We start from the raw sequence: 14,804 nt of genomic DNA on the forward strand, positions 1-14,804 counted from the left end.
AGAGCGCTACATAGCTCCTATCTTTTTGTTTGCATCTCTTTGCACAATGAGTTGCAATTTAATAATTCTTTAGGATTCCCACATTCCACAATAATTCCATTCTTCATGACAATAACCCGATCAGCTATCATCGCCCTCTCCACATCATGTGTCGTCACAATTCTCGTTACGTTTTCTCCTAACCCTTCAATCATATTCCAAACAGCTTGTTGATTACTCGGATCCAATCCAGCAGTCGGTTCATCTAAAATAACGATGTTCGGCTCTGTTACAATCGCTCGCAGTAATGCAAAACGCTTTCTTTCTCCTCCCGAAAACTCTTCTCCACTTTTGTGCAGTACAGTATGGATTCCTTCCGATAAGTTTTTTAAGATTGGCTTCATATTTACAAGTCCAATACTTTTTTTAAACTGTTTTTCTATGATATCTTCTTGAAAATGTATATTCTCTTTTACTGTCGTCCGAAAAAAACGCGGTTCCTGCCATACAGTAGTCATACGAGCTTTCTTACCGTAATAAGCAACCTTACCACTTGACGGTTTATATAATCCTGTTAATAACTTTAATAGGGTTGTTTTCCCAGCACCACTTTCTCCCACAATGATAACAAGTTCACCTGGATAAATTTGCAAATCAATATTTTTAATTCTATACTTCTCTTCACCGTTCTCTTGAAATGAAACATTTTTCAACTTCATTCCCATCGCTCTTTCTACATTCCTATCTTCAGCTCGTATATATAAAAAGCAAAAAATTCGATTTGCCGAAGCAATAGCAACTTGTGTCATCATCAATAAATCACTCGCATAACGAACAGGGAAAAATAACATCTCAATTGTAGCTAATATCGCAACGAGTGATCCAACTTCCATATCCCCTTTCATTATTTTTTGTGCTCCTATAATAAGAACAACTATATATGCTCCTGTTTCTATTACCGTTCCTACTATCCCAATACCATGTTGCATCATCGTCTTCTTTACTTCTGTTTTATAAGATTGTGCCGTCACTCCTTTAAATAAGCCAATGGCCCATTCTTCTTTTTGTAAACTACGTAAATCTTGTGTACCTTTTACAAACTGTGACACTATCTCTACAACACTTGATTGATTTTTTTGAGCAATACCCGCAATATCCCTTACTTTCCCCCCCATAAGCATTGGAACAATTGCACTTAAAAATAAAAATGGAGTTACCCACAATATAAACTGTGTATCTATATGTTGCAGTGCTATGATCGCACCAATAAATTGTGCAATAGCGTGTATATATTCTATTAATATAGATCCATATAATCTGACCCAGTTCGGAATATCAGACACGACCAAAGTTTCTAACTCCCCTTGCTTGATCTTCTCGCTCTCTTCAAACGGTAGTGAAAAAAAATGACGTAATACATCTATACGCTTCTTTCGTAATATTCGTTGACTCGCTTTTGAGCTTATATAATCAAATAACAAGTTATTTACCCACATCATAAAGCGGCTACCCGCAAACAAAGCGATATATACATACGCACCTTTTAACTCCCGCTGAATAAGGTTATCTACAATTAATCCCATTAAAAGCGGTCTAGATAAATTTAAAATGGCAGCTACTATCCCGCTACAAATCGCACTAATTAGCAATAGCTTTTCTTGTAATAGCGGCAACATTATTCTTCTATACTCATTCATTGTCATTCCTCCAATTTTGCATAATAAAAGGAAAGGGATGAAACCATTTGGTTTCATCCCTTTCCTCTTTGTTTACTCATATTATTTTAAAAACCTAAGTTCCAAAACATAAAATAAAAATCACTACTTTATCTGGGGATATTCTTCTGCCAACGACCTATTAAATGCCGATATGTATTACTATATAAGTTTTATTAAAATAGCAAGTGTATTTATTGTCATATGAACAACAATAGGAACAATTAATCTATTAGTTTTTACATATAAAAAAGCATACACCAATCCTGCTAAAGTATAAGGAATAACACTTGCTAACTCCATATGAAGTAAGGCAAATACAAGAGACGTAATTAAACAAGCAATGTAGACATTTGTTCGTTTGCGTAACGTATCAAGAATGATTTTTTTTGTTAGAATCTCTTCCATTATAGGCCCCAAAATTGCAATATTCACTATTCTAAATGGGAAAGATATAAAATTGGTTTTTATCATTTCTGAGTGTTCTGAGTTAGGATCCATATTAAATACAACAATAGCTATTAATCCATAAATAGCTTGAACTAAAAAATAAATAAGAACACCATAGATACACCATAATATAGTTTTTTTGGGCGGATAAGCATTTGAAGAACCTTTTTTAATATCAGGTTTCATCAATATTAAAATTACTATGAAAGCTAAAAAATAACCGAAGATTCTACCGTAGGCATTGGCTGCTTCCTTTGTAAAATTAAATAAATTTATAAAAAGCGGCTCGAATAAATAAATGGAAAAGTAAAGTAATATGTAAGTTATTATGACTCCCCAATACCTTTTTGTCATATTCCACCTCCTTTTAATTTTGTATTATGTGAATCCTCCCTCTCTACATACGAGTTTCTTTGTTCATTTCAAAAAACACCACCTTATCATCTGAATATTCCTTACATTTAATTTTACCATTAACATGGGCTATGCAACTTTAAATCTCCCTTAATTTTACAAAAAACTTTAATCCATCCCACATTAACTGACAATAAGTTTTCCACTTAGAGACCTTTAAATATGCCGATGTTTTTTCATACTAAAGAGGGATGAGAAAATCTCATCCCTCTTTAAAATATACATTCAACAAATATTGTTGAATCTTTTTAGTTTGACACTTTAGACTCTTCGATTTTCTCACGAAGAACCATTTGTAAAATACCACCGTGACGGTAGTAATCAATTTCAACTTCACTATCGAAACGAGCCACTACTTCGAATTGTTTTTCTTTGCCTTCTGCATCGATTGCAACCACTTTTACAAGATCGCGTGGTCTAACCGTTTTGTCAATTTGAATTTCAAATGACTCGTCACCAACAAGACCTAATGTTTCAGCGCTGTCGCCATCTTTAAATTGTAATGGTAATACGCCCATTAATACTAAGTTACTGCGGTGAATACGCTCGAAGCTTTCTGCGATTACTGCTTTAATACCTAATAAGTTTGTACCTTTCGCAGCCCAGTCACGAGAACTTCCCATACCGTAGTCTTTACCGGCAACAACTAGAAGGCCTGTGCCATCTTCTTTATATTTCATAGCAGCATCATAGATAGATGTTACTTCACCAGTTGGCCAATATGTTGTATATCCGCCTTCTGTTCCTGGTGCGATTTGGTTTTTAATACGGATATTTGCGAATGTACCACGCATCATAACTTCATGGTTACCACGACGAGAACCGTAAGAGTTAAAGTCAACTGGTTGTACGCCGTTTTCTAGTAAATAACGTCCAGCTGGCGTGTGCTTACCAATTGAACCTGCTGGTGAAATATGGTCTGTTGTTACAGAATCACCAAATTTACCAACAATGCGTAAACCTGATAATGTTTCAACTTCACCTGGCTCTTTAGATAGTCCTTCGAAGAACGGTGGGTTTTGAATGTATGTTGAATCATTATCCCAAGTATATAAAGCTTCATTTGAAGTTTGGATTTCATTCCAGCGCTCATTGCTGTTAAATACTTGTGCATATTCTTTTTTGAACAATTCAGATGTAACAACACTTTGAACTACATCTTCAATTTCTTTAGCTGATGGCCAAATATCGTTAAAGTAAATAGGGTTACCATTTGCATCTTTACCGATTGCATCATTTTTCAGGTCGATATCAACAGTACCTGCAAGCGCATATGCCACAACAAGTGGTGGTGATGCTAAGTAGTTAGCTTTTACAAGTGGGTGAATACGACCTTCAAAGTTACGGTTACCAGATAAAACAGATGTTACTAATAAATCGTTTGCTGCGATTGCTTCTTCTAATTCCTCTGCTAATGGACCAGAGTTACCGATACAAGTCGTACAGCCGTAACCAACTGTTTGGAAACCTAATTGATCTAAATACGTTGTTAAACCAGACTTATCTAAGTACTCTGTAACAACTTTAGATCCTGGTGCTAATGATGTTTTTACGAAACCAGGTACTTTAAGTCCTTTTTCAATTGCTTTCTTCGCAACTAAACCTGCTCCAATTAATACGTATGGATTTGACGTATTTGTACAGCTTGTAATCGCAGCGATTGCAATTCCGCCTGTTTTCATCGTTACTTCTTGATCTTTCAATGTAACTTTCACTTCTTTATCAAACTCTTGCTCATTGAATCCAAGTCCTTGTGTTCCAACTGGTGCTACAACAGCTTTATGGAACTCCTCTTTCATATTTGAAAGTGGGATTAAATCTTGCGGACGTTTCGGTCCAGAAAGATTAGATTCAATTGTATTTAAATCGATTTCAACAAGATCAGTATAGATTGGATCTTTACTGTCTGCTGTATAGAATAAGCCATTTGCTTTACAATATTCTTCAACAACGCGAATTTGCTCTTCATCTCTACCTGTTAAACGTAAGTATTCTAATGAAATGTCGTCGATTGGGAAGAATCCACAAGTTGCACCGTATTCTGGTGCCATATTTGAAATTGTTGCACGGTCAGCTAAAGGCATGCTCTTTAGTCCATTACCGAAGAACTCAACAAATTTACCAACTACACCTTTTTGACGTAACACTTGTGTTACTTTTAATGCAACGTCAGTTGCTGTTGTACCACTTGGAAGTGTACCAGTTAATTTCACACCGATTACTTCAGGTACTGGGAAATATGAAGGCTGTCCAAGCATTCCTGCTTCTGCTTCAATACCACCAACGCCCCATCCAAGAACACCGATACCATTAATCATTGTTGTATGTGAGTCTGTTCCAACTAATGAATCTGGGTATGCAACTAAGTCACCTTCAGCATTTTTCACCGCATGAACAACCGGTGCTAAATATTCAAGATTTACTTGGTGTACAATACCTGTTGCTGGTGGAACTGCACGGTAGTTATCAAATGATTTCTGTGCCCAGCTTAAAAATTTATAACGTTCTTCATTACGTTTAAACTCTAAGTCCATGTTGAATGCAAGCGAGTCTGCCGTACCCGCTCTATCAACCTGTACAGAGTGGTCAATTACAAGGTCTACAGTAATTTCAGGATTAATTTTATCAGGATCCCCACCCATGTCTGCCATTGCTTTACGAAGCGAAGCCAAATCTACAACAGCTGGAACACCTGTGAAGTCTTGTAAGATTACGCGAGATGGTTTAAACGGAACATCGATATCTTGAACATCTTTCGTTCCCCATTTCGCTAAATTTGTAACGTGTTCTTCTGTAATTACGCGTCCGTCTACTTGACGAAGTACAGATTCAAGTAAAACTTTAACGGAATATGGTAATTGAGATACATTGCCAACCCCTGCGTTTTCAAGCGCTTTCAATTGATAATAATGATACGTCTTTCCATCTAGTTCAAAAGTTGCACGTGATTGAAATGGATTATGTTTGACCATTATGTTTCCCCCCTGTTAAACGTGACTAATTTGTCTGAATATAAAATGTAGACAAACTTTTCAATACCTTACGATAATATCTTATTACAACTTTCTAAATAAGTAAATAATAAGAAACTTATGGATTATAATAAGTTTTCTTTATATTTCTAAATTTGAATAGTGTCCATGCTCCTTATAAATACTATTATTGTAAAGTAAAGCACTCTACTTTACGTTCATATATGTTATGAACAACTCATGATTCATCTATAAAAAACATTGTAGAGGTGAGAAAAAATGGGTAAACGAAAAGCAAATCATACTATTTCAGGAATGAATGCTGCATCCGCCCAAGGGCAAGAAACTGGTTATAACGAAGAGTTCGCAAATGAACCTTTAACACCTGCGCAGCGACAAAATAATAAGAAACGAAAAAAGAATCAGTAACGAAAAATCCCAAAAGGTACGCCTTTTGGGATTTTTTTTAATGCTTATAACGTAGCAACTCCGAAACCGTCACAAATCGATACCCCTGCTTTTTAAGCTCAGGTAAAATTTTTGCTAATGCCGCCACTGTTTGACTACGATCACTTCCCCCATCGTGTAACAGTACAATATCTCCACTTCTAGCATTTTTCACAACATGATTAACAATGGATTCAGTACCTGGATTTGCCCAATCACGTGGGTCTTGGTGCCATGACCATAAAACAATTTGATATCCAGCTTCTTTCGCTGTTGTAAATACAGCATCATTAATATATCCACCTGGTGGACGGAACAATAAAGGCTCTTTCACCCATTTTTTAAAATATTTCTTTCCATTTAAAATATCATTTTTCAACTTTTCGTCTGATGAATTATTCGCATACAAATGATTCATCGTATGATTTCCAATTTCATGTCCCTCTTTTAACACTTGCTTTACTAAATACGGATTACGCTGAACTCGAAAGCCAATCATAAAAAAAGTCGCTTCCGCTTTATATTGACGTAATAATTCTAATACTTGCGGTGTATAAGTTGGGTCCGGTCCATCATCAAATGTAATTGCGATAATTTTTTCATTATTTGGCACTTCCCATGTTACATAGCCAGTTGGCTCTAACTCTTTTCTTAACAACATTTTAGCTTCCACTTTGTCCACTTGAAATATATGTACTGCACAAATTAAAGAAAGAATTGATAGAATAATTTTTTGTTTCAGCATAGTAGCACTAAAAGTAATGAGGTTGTTGAATTCACAACAACCTTTTCACTTTTCTATTTGATCTACATTTCGCATAATATTTTGGAGATTACTTTCATATTGCTCAAGTTGTGGACGCTGTGTTTCTGATGCTACTTCAAGTGCATTTTGAATCTGTTCGTACGCCTCCTGAACTTCTTGGCGCAACTCTTTTAAGTCATGACCGTAATTCGGATCATTTTTCACAATATTATTGAATGTATTTTCCGCTTGAACAAATCCTTGCTCTGCGGCCTGAAAAGCTTGTTGCTTATCTTTATGATACGGCATAGCACTTTCCCCTTTCTATATTATATTAATTAGTCCTACTTATCTTTACCCTTTTCCCGAAAAACATTCTCGTATAAATTCGCAAACTTCTCTCATTCTAAAGAGGAAGAGGAGGTGTAAAATACAATGGGTAAAAACAATAATCAATCAAATCGTCAAAACGAGAAAAAAGGGCAATCTTCTGGACAGCCCGAACCTTTAAGTGGATCTCATAAAGTTAAAAATCGTAATCATTCACGTCAAAAAAACCATGCACATCATGATATGTAAAACAAAAATATTCACACACACTGCATCTTACACATAAAATATTTATATTTTTCTATTTGTTCTTCACCTCTATTTCATTCATGCATAACATAGTATGAATTGAGATTTTACGGAGGGTGTCTTTCATGGGCAAGAAAAAGAAGGATTGTCTTTTTCATGTTGATGGTTTCGAAGAATGGATGGATCAATTTTGTTCTGATTCTTGTAGTAATTTTAGTTTTCCAAATCAAATTCATATTGACCTTTGTGAAACAGAACAAGAATACATTTTGGAAACAGATGTACCAAATGCAACTGCACAAAATGTACTCATTAAAAAGATGGAGACAGGCCTAAACATTTGCATACTTCATAAAAACACTTCTTTACAGCGGATCATCCCTTTACCTGCTAATATCATTTATAACAAGATGCTAGCCTGTTTAGAGAATGGATATTTAGCTATTCATATTTCCAAAAATGAAGTTGCCAATACGCATGAAAAGAAAGTCTTTTTTCGAATTAAGGATTGATATCAATACAAACATAAGCCCCAGCAACCTTTTAGTTTGCTGGGGCTTATGTTATTTCGCACGTATTTCTATTTTAGAATTTCTAATATATCTTTTTTTCATTAAGCTTTTTGTAACTAATAGGACTGGAAATGCAATGGTTGAAAAAACAGCTAACATAAAAAATACTATAAAGCCATTTTGATATCCATAATGATCGAGAAGTATCCCGCCAAACCAAGGACCAATTACTCCTCCAATTCCTGAAAAGCCCATAGCTCCAAAATATGTCCCTTTCAAATGTGAAACAGCTATCTCATCAATAAATACATCTGTCATTGAAAACATTAATACTTCTCCGAATGTAAAAATAATTGTACATATAGCAGCCCCTAACATAGATTCTACTAGTCCAAATCCAAACAATCCCCCGCTCACAAATAACGTTCCTACCATAATAGACGCTAATGGCGTATACTTTTTACACATTTGAATAACAGGGTATTGAATAACTACTACTGTAATTGCATTTAAAGTTAGCATATATGAGAACAACTTTATCCCATCTTGAAATATATGTGCGTTTGCAAAATATTGAGATACTGTCGTTGTTAAATGTGAAAAACCACTATTACTCAAAATAATACCAACTAAAGCAACTAAAAATACTATATCTTTTCGCAACATATGAATCGCATTTAACATTGTGACCGGGTTTTCTGTATTTACTTTCTTTTTTTCAAGTGGATACTTCTTAAATTGAAGCGCTAATATAGCTGTATATAGAATATATACTCCTGCTGCTACTAAAAAAGGAATTGTTGATTTTGCACTTCCAATCTGCAATCCAACAAGTGGACCAATCGCTACCCCTACATTTATTGCACCGTACCGTAAATTATACGCAAGTAAACGATACTCTGGTTTTGTTAAATCTGATAATAACGCTCTTGATGTCGGTTCAAAAAAAGAACGACATAATCCATTCAAAGCGTTTAATAGAAAGAAACTTAAAACATGATCTGCAACTGAAAATCCTATAAATACAAAAATCCAAACGATCATGGACCACATTATAATTATATGCCGGCCAAATCGGTCCGATAAATTACCCCCAATAAAACTAGCAAACACTCCAACAAGCGCACTCGTTCCAATAATAGCACCAGTCATTCCAGCTGATACCTCTTTAACAGTCGTTAAATATATTGCTAAAAAAGGAATGCTCATTGAAGTTGCAAACCTAGCAAATAATGTCCCTATAATGATACTCATTCCAAGTGGATGAATATGCTGTAACTTCCCCTTCATCTTTAAACCTACTCTCCCTTTTCTTACATAAAAAAAGAAAGCAAAGGACCTGCTTTCTTTTTCCTTTTTCTATACTTGAGATGTTTATACCCGAACTGTTCTCGTTATTTCCATATCAATTCCATATGTAAACTGTAGTTCTTTACAAACATCTTTAATCAAAATAGCTACATTATATTTTTCATTAAATTCTAAAACAATGTTTTCCACTTCTTCATATGTATATTTATATTCGCCAGTAATTACACTTTTTAAATCAAAGCACTCATTAATACAAAGCTGGACGAGTAATTGATCATACTTAGCTATCACATCTTCTTTTTTCCAAAGTAACTCTTTCACATATAACCGATCAAATTTCACACTTTCTCGATTACATTCCGCTAAAATCCGAGTCATTTCATTTAACTCTCGATATAATTCAGAAATATTTGTGTTGAGACGAAGCAGTTTATCTACGCCGTTTTCATATAACATTTTCATCCACCCCCGTATTTCTCTTTTTCTCATTATAGCAAGAAAATTCTAAAAAGAGTTTTTTTCTTCTGAAATATTAGGAAACTTATTTAGATTGCTTTACAATGAAACTAGCGAATGAGAAAGGGGCAAGAGAAGTGGAGCAAAAATTATATTACATCGACGCTTATCAGCAAATTTTTACAACTAAAGTTATAAAGCAAGATTATAGTGCAGCAGGAAACTTATATGTCGTTTTAAATGAAACTGCATTTTATCCGACAGGTGGTGGACAACCACATGACACTGGAACATTAAATGACATTCCTGTAATCAATGTTGAAGAAGTAGACGGGGAAATTCGTCATTTCATAGTAGAACAATTACATACAGAAGAAGTAGACGGGAAAATCGATTGGCAACGCCGTTTTGATCATATGCAGCAACATACGGCTCAGCACATTTTATCCGCTGCTTTTTGGGATCATTTTAACATACCCACTATCGGATTCCATCTTGGAAAAGAAACGGTAACAATTGATTTAGAAACGGCAAACCTGCCTACAGAAACGATTGAGAAGGCCGCACAAATTGCTAATCAAATTGTTTTTGAAAACCACCCTATTCGTATTGAATGGATGAACTTAGAAGAAGCGAAAAAATTACCTCTTCGCAAAGAACCAACTATGACAGAAAATATACGCGTTGTTATTATTGAAAACTATGACTACAACGGCTGCGGTGGAACACATCCGAAACGCACAGGTGAGGTAGGTCCTATTCAAGTACTAGGATGGGAGCGAAATAAAGGTGGGATACGCTTAACGTTTATCGCTGGCTGGCGCACACTTAAATTAATGGGACAGCAGCAACAAATTATGAAAGATGTTTCTAAACAATTAAACAGTAGCGAAACTGATATTCCAGCAAAAGTAGCACAACTTCTTACTTCTCAAAAAGAAAACGAAAAAGCAATACAAGCAATGAATGAAAAATTATTATTTGCAGAAGCAAATGAACTACTGCAACAACGTACAGAAATACATGCTGGAATACTTATTTCTAAAGTATTTACAAATCGTTCTATGCAAGAAATCGCAAAACTTTCTGCTATCATTACAGAGCAACAAGAACAGGCAATTACATACTTCGTCATTGAAAATGACGAAAAACTACAATGTATCCTTACTTGCGGTAAGGCAGTGACACTTGATATGAATACACTTTTAAAAGATGCCCTCCCTTCTATTGAAGGAAAAGGCGGAGGAAATAAAAAGAGTGCTCGTGGCGGTGGGAAAGCGATTATGACTGGGGATGAGTTTTTAAATCAACTTGTTTCTTCTTTACAATCAGCGGTGTAGATTATTTTATGAATGGGATGCCATTGAACTAGGTGATATCCCATTCTCTTTTCTGCTTCGTACGTAATAATGCAGTAAATGAAATTATATGAACAATTCCATAAGAAATACCGATTTACCTATAAAATGCGACAACAATCGTAACTTATATAGTAAGAGGAGGCTGTTTCAAAATCACAGCCTCCTCTTATGTTTACAAACCAATATTTTGTTTTAATCCTTGATAACTCCCTGCGTTCAAGAACTTTTCAGATGCAAGTTTAATGAACTTCTCAGAAAAACCATAACTACTTAATTCTTCTATCGCTACCATTTGTACATCATGAATTGGATTGAGATCAAATTCATTAGACGGAAGCGTAAGTTCCCCTGTAACCCTTTCAAGTAGAAATGTAATATGTAATAAAGATGGTATAGCATCTGGTTTATCACAAACATAGAGTAATTTCTTAATCTTAGTTTCTAATCCTGTTTCTTCTCGCATTTCCCGAATCATCGCTTCTTCTAGCATTTCACCATTTTCTACTCTTCCTCCAGGTAAAGACCAATTCCGATTAGCGACTCTTTGTTTTACTAACAATACTTTTTCACCTTCAATTAAAATTCCCGTAACACGAACTTGCATTACATTTTCCATATGCAATCTCCTCTTCCTATTAAATTTACAAATTAATCCTTCCACAAAAAGAACATACGTTTTATAATTAAAGAAAATTATGGAAGAAAGAAGTTGTTACATTCATGCGTCCACCTTTAACAAACTCTATATCACTCGAAGATTTCCAAAACTATTATTGGTTAAAAACAGAACTACAAACATTTTGTCGTGAGTATGATTTGCCAGCTAGTGGCTCTAAAATCGAAATAACCGAGCGTATCTCACATTATTTAACTACGGGTAAAATATTTAAAAATAGTCCTCAGCAAAAAGGAAGTAAAACTTCCCTCTCTTATAAAGATCTTTCTCTTCAAACGATTATTACTAAAAATCACCGCTGTAGCGAAGATGTCCGTACTTTTTTCAAAGAAAAAATTGGAGAAAACTTCCGCTTTACAGTAGCCCTTCAAAAGTTTTTTAAAGAGAATGCAGGAAAAACATATAAGGATGCTATCACTTTTTGGTATGAAGAAAACGATCGCAAAAAAGATCCCTCATATAAAACAACTATCGGTGCACAGTTTGAATACAATCGTTTTACTCGTGCTTTTTTCGAAGATCCATGCAACAAAGGAAAATCAAAAGCTGATGCTATTGCTGCTTGGAACGAAATAAAATCAAAACCTGGAAGTAATGTATATGTCCCTCAAAAAGTAGAAAACTAGTTCCTTGCTAGTCTTCTACTTTCTCAAATAATAGAGCAAGCCCAATTCCCCCACCAATTCCTAATGTCGCAATTCCATATTTCATATACTCTCTTTTAGCCTGATAAAACAAGCGCGTTACAAGCATAGCTCCAGACGCACCGTACGGATGACCAAGTGCTATTGCACCACCATTTACATTTAACTTGTCATACGGAATTTGTAACGTTTGCGCACATGCAACAACTTTAGCGGCAAATGCTTCATTCATCTCAATACAATCAATATCTTCTATTACTAAATTCATTTCTCTGAGCAATTTTTGCACGGCAAATATCGGACCAGTTCCCGGAAGGTTTGGGTCTACTCCAACTACAGCGCTATGAACAAAACGAAGAACAGGCTTATATCCTAATTTTCGAGCTTGCTCTTCTTCCATTACAAGAACAGCACATGCCCCATCATTTATACCACACGAATTGCCTGCTGTTACTGTTCCATTTTGTAAAAATACAGGCTTCGTTCTCTTGATCATTCTTTCATAATTCATTTCTCGCTTTACTGCTTCATCTAATAATCCATTAAAATAGCCAGGTAATATCTCTTCTTGTATATATCCTTTTTCTAATGCTTGCAGCGTTCGTTTATAACTAAGACAAGCATATTCATCTTGCATTTCTTTCGTTATGTTATACTGCTCTGCAACATACTCAGCCGCTAATCCCATATCAGGATCTCCAATTGTTTCAGGTGAAAATCGCGCTCTATTTTGAAAAGGTGACGTACTTGCACTCTCCACTCCCCCAGCAATATAACAATTACCGGCCCCACCTTGAATAAAATGACATGCAGTACGAATTGCTTCTAATCCAGCGCCGCATTGCCGATCAATCGTTACACCAGGAATATGATAACCGAGCCCCGCTTCTAAAGCAGATAATCTTGCAACGTTACCTCCTGGTCCAACGACATTTCCTAATATGACATCATCTATTTCTCTCTCAATTCCTTTACTTAAAAACGTAAGAAGCGGCGTTGCTAATTGCTGAACTTCATAATCTTTCAACATCCCATTTCTCTTACCAATGGGCGTCCTTTTCGCTTCTACAATAACCGCTTTATTCATATATTTTCTCCTGATTTTCAATTATACTTTTCACTACAATACGAGCTATCTTCCCGCTACTCGTATAAGGTATTTCATCTACAAAACACCATTCTTTAGGGATTTTAAAAGATGATAATCGTTGTAAGCAAAAGCTCTTTAATTGCTGTTTTGTAGCACTCCCTTTTACGATAGCGACAGGCTTTTCACCCCAATAACTATCTTTTACACCGACAACAACAATTTCTTCAACAGCTGGATGAGTATATAACACACTTTCTATCTCTTCTGGGTAAATATTAATCCCTCCGAATAGAATCATATTCTTCTCTCTACCAACTATATATATAAAGCCTTCCTCATCTTGATAGCCTACATCATGCACTGTCATCCAACCATCTTTGGTCAATTGCGGGATTATAGATCCATCCGATACATAGCCCATAAAAAACTGATCACTTTTTACATAAACAGTTCCTATCTCGCCTATCTGTAATTCTTCTCCTGCTTCATTACATATTCCAACTTGTACATTATGACAAGGTTTCCCTACTGAATTCGGCTTTCTCTCGCTCTCTTCATCGATCAATGCAGTTACAAAACTCAGCTCAGACGCACCATAAAATTCATATCTTTTTGCACAAGGAAACATATTCTTTATCTTTTCTTTCGCTTCCGCTTCCCATTTTGCTCCTGACGAAATAATTTTCATTTCACTTTCAATTACTTTATTTTCTTTATACAAAGATTCAAGCATTGTAGGGACTGTATACATGACAGAAATATTCTCCATCTCTATACTAGATAGCACTTGAACTGGTACAAACTTTCTCATTATGTGCACCGTTTGTCCTAAATATAATGCACTTATTGCCCCATATAAGAAAAGAGAATGAACGAATGTTCCAGCTATTAAAATAGAATCTGTATTTTTCATATGAAAGTCATGTACATTACAATCAAAACTATGGACCCACGACTGCTGTGCACGTAAAAATGCTTTTGCTTTTCCAGTAGATCCTGATGTAAATCCCATATAAAAAGGATTATTTTCTACATTTTCTAACGTGTGATATGTAGAATTATAAATTCCTATCATTTGTTTCCAATCATCAATTGAAAGTATATGTTCTCCTTCCCTAGATATATCATTTAGTCTGTACCGCTCTGCAACAATAATATGTGGGTTACTAAGCTCTATTCTTTCCTCAAGTTCATTTCGTTTCCACTTTATATCTAATGGCACACAAATCCAACCTGCCATCGCTGCTCCAGCAAATATTTGTAAAAATTCAGCGCAATTTTCTAAAACAATTGCTACTGTTTTGTTTTTTGTATCTTTTTCATTCAACCAGTTTGCTACTTTACAAACTGACTCGAACCAATCTTTATACGTTAACACTCTATCATTTTCTTTAATCGCTATTTTATTCGGTTGTAAAGAGGCATACTTTTTGTATTCTTTTGTAATCCCCAT

General features: G+C 35.2%; 15 protein-coding genes. 5 read left to right on the top strand and 10 right to left on the bottom strand.

The window, feature by feature from the left end; translation table 11 throughout:
* Positions 1-17: 17 nt before the first annotated feature.
* From CQZ94_RS09975 to acnA, 3 genes are all read right to left on the bottom strand, one after another.
* Positions 18-1,733, bottom strand: a complete 1,716-nt coding sequence (locus CQZ94_RS09975) for an ATP-binding cassette domain-containing protein (RefSeq protein WP_105585274.1) — start codon at positions 1,731-1,733, stop codon at positions 18-20.
* A gap of 123 nt (positions 1,734-1,856) precedes the next feature.
* Positions 1,857-2,498: a CPBP family intramembrane glutamic endopeptidase gene (locus CQZ94_RS09980; protein WP_105585275.1), complete on the bottom strand. Its 642-nt coding sequence runs from the start codon at positions 2,496-2,498 to the stop codon at positions 1,857-1,859.
* A gap of 308 nt (positions 2,499-2,806) precedes the next feature.
* Positions 2,807-5,530, bottom strand: coding sequence for an aconitate hydratase AcnA (gene acnA, locus CQZ94_RS09985; protein WP_105585276.1), 2,724 nt, complete (start codon positions 5,528-5,530; stop codon positions 2,807-2,809).
* 279 nt (positions 5,531-5,809) lie between these two features.
* Here acnA and sspO point away from each other — a divergent pair, with 279 nt between their 5' ends.
* On the top strand, positions 5,810-5,959 hold the full coding sequence (sspO, locus tag CQZ94_RS09990) for a small acid-soluble spore protein O (RefSeq protein WP_105585277.1): 150 nt from the start codon (positions 5,810-5,812) through the stop codon (positions 5,957-5,959).
* Positions 5,960-5,996: 37 nt separating this feature from the next.
* On the opposite strand, the gene pdaB is transcribed toward sspO, so the two are convergent.
* Positions 5,997-6,722 (bottom strand): polysaccharide deacetylase family sporulation protein PdaB, encoded by a 726-nt coding sequence (gene pdaB, locus CQZ94_RS09995; protein WP_105585278.1) that lies wholly within the window; start codon positions 6,720-6,722, stop codon positions 5,997-5,999.
* Between the two features lie 45 nt (positions 6,723-6,767).
* Positions 6,768-7,031 (bottom strand): hypothetical protein, encoded by a 264-nt coding sequence (locus tag CQZ94_RS10000; RefSeq protein WP_105585279.1) that lies wholly within the window; start codon positions 7,029-7,031, stop codon positions 6,768-6,770.
* Positions 7,032-7,157: 126 nt separating this feature from the next.
* On the opposite strand from CQZ94_RS10000, the gene CQZ94_RS10005 reads away from it, so the two are divergent.
* On the top strand, positions 7,158-7,301 hold the full coding sequence (locus CQZ94_RS10005) for a small acid-soluble spore protein P (RefSeq protein ID WP_002014281.1): 144 nt from the start codon (positions 7,158-7,160) through the stop codon (positions 7,299-7,301).
* 125 nt (positions 7,302-7,426) lie between these two features.
* On the top strand, positions 7,427-7,813 hold the full coding sequence (locus tag CQZ94_RS10010; RefSeq protein ID WP_142395798.1) for an Hsp20/alpha crystallin family protein: 387 nt from the start codon (positions 7,427-7,429) through the stop codon (positions 7,811-7,813).
* Between the two features lie 51 nt (positions 7,814-7,864).
* On the opposite strand, the gene CQZ94_RS10015 is transcribed toward CQZ94_RS10010, so the two are convergent.
* Complete coding sequence (locus CQZ94_RS10015) at positions 7,865-9,103, bottom strand: MDR family MFS transporter (RefSeq protein ID WP_105585281.1); 1,239 nt, start codon at positions 9,101-9,103, stop codon at positions 7,865-7,867.
* An 84-nt stretch (positions 9,104-9,187) separates the two neighbouring features.
* Entirely contained in the window at positions 9,188-9,580 is a 393-nt protein-coding gene (locus tag CQZ94_RS10020; protein ID WP_142395799.1) for a hypothetical protein, read from the bottom strand.
* A 137-nt stretch (positions 9,581-9,717) separates the two neighbouring features.
* On the opposite strand from CQZ94_RS10020, the gene CQZ94_RS10025 reads away from it, so the two are divergent.
* Entirely contained in the window at positions 9,718-10,920 is a 1,203-nt protein-coding gene (locus CQZ94_RS10025) for an alanyl-tRNA editing protein (protein ID WP_181149474.1), read from the top strand.
* Between the two features lie 193 nt (positions 10,921-11,113).
* On the opposite strand, the gene CQZ94_RS10030 is transcribed toward CQZ94_RS10025, so the two are convergent.
* Positions 11,114-11,557, bottom strand: coding sequence for an NUDIX hydrolase (locus CQZ94_RS10030; protein WP_105585284.1), 444 nt, complete (start codon positions 11,555-11,557; stop codon positions 11,114-11,116).
* A 104-nt stretch (positions 11,558-11,661) separates the two neighbouring features.
* On the opposite strand from CQZ94_RS10030, the gene CQZ94_RS10035 reads away from it, so the two are divergent.
* Positions 11,662-12,243 carry a DUF6434 domain-containing protein gene (locus CQZ94_RS10035; RefSeq protein ID WP_105585285.1) on the top strand — a complete coding sequence of 194 codons (582 nt, stop codon included), beginning with the start codon at positions 11,662-11,664 and terminating at the stop codon, positions 12,241-12,243.
* A 7-nt stretch (positions 12,244-12,250) separates the two neighbouring features.
* On the opposite strand, the gene CQZ94_RS10040 is transcribed toward CQZ94_RS10035, so the two are convergent.
* Positions 12,251-13,348 (bottom strand): acetyl-CoA C-acyltransferase, encoded by a 1,098-nt coding sequence (locus tag CQZ94_RS10040; protein WP_105585286.1) that lies wholly within the window; start codon positions 13,346-13,348, stop codon positions 12,251-12,253.
* Entirely contained in the window at positions 13,341-14,804 is a 1,464-nt protein-coding gene (locus CQZ94_RS10045; protein ID WP_105585287.1) for an acyl-CoA synthetase, read from the bottom strand. Before CQZ94_RS10045 ends, CQZ94_RS10040 begins: the two co-directional genes overlap by 8 nt.

The sequence above is a fragment of the Bacillus sp. MYb209 genome, from assembly GCF_002975175.1.
Lineage (GTDB): Bacteria > Bacillota > Bacilli > Bacillales > Bacillaceae_G > Bacillus_A.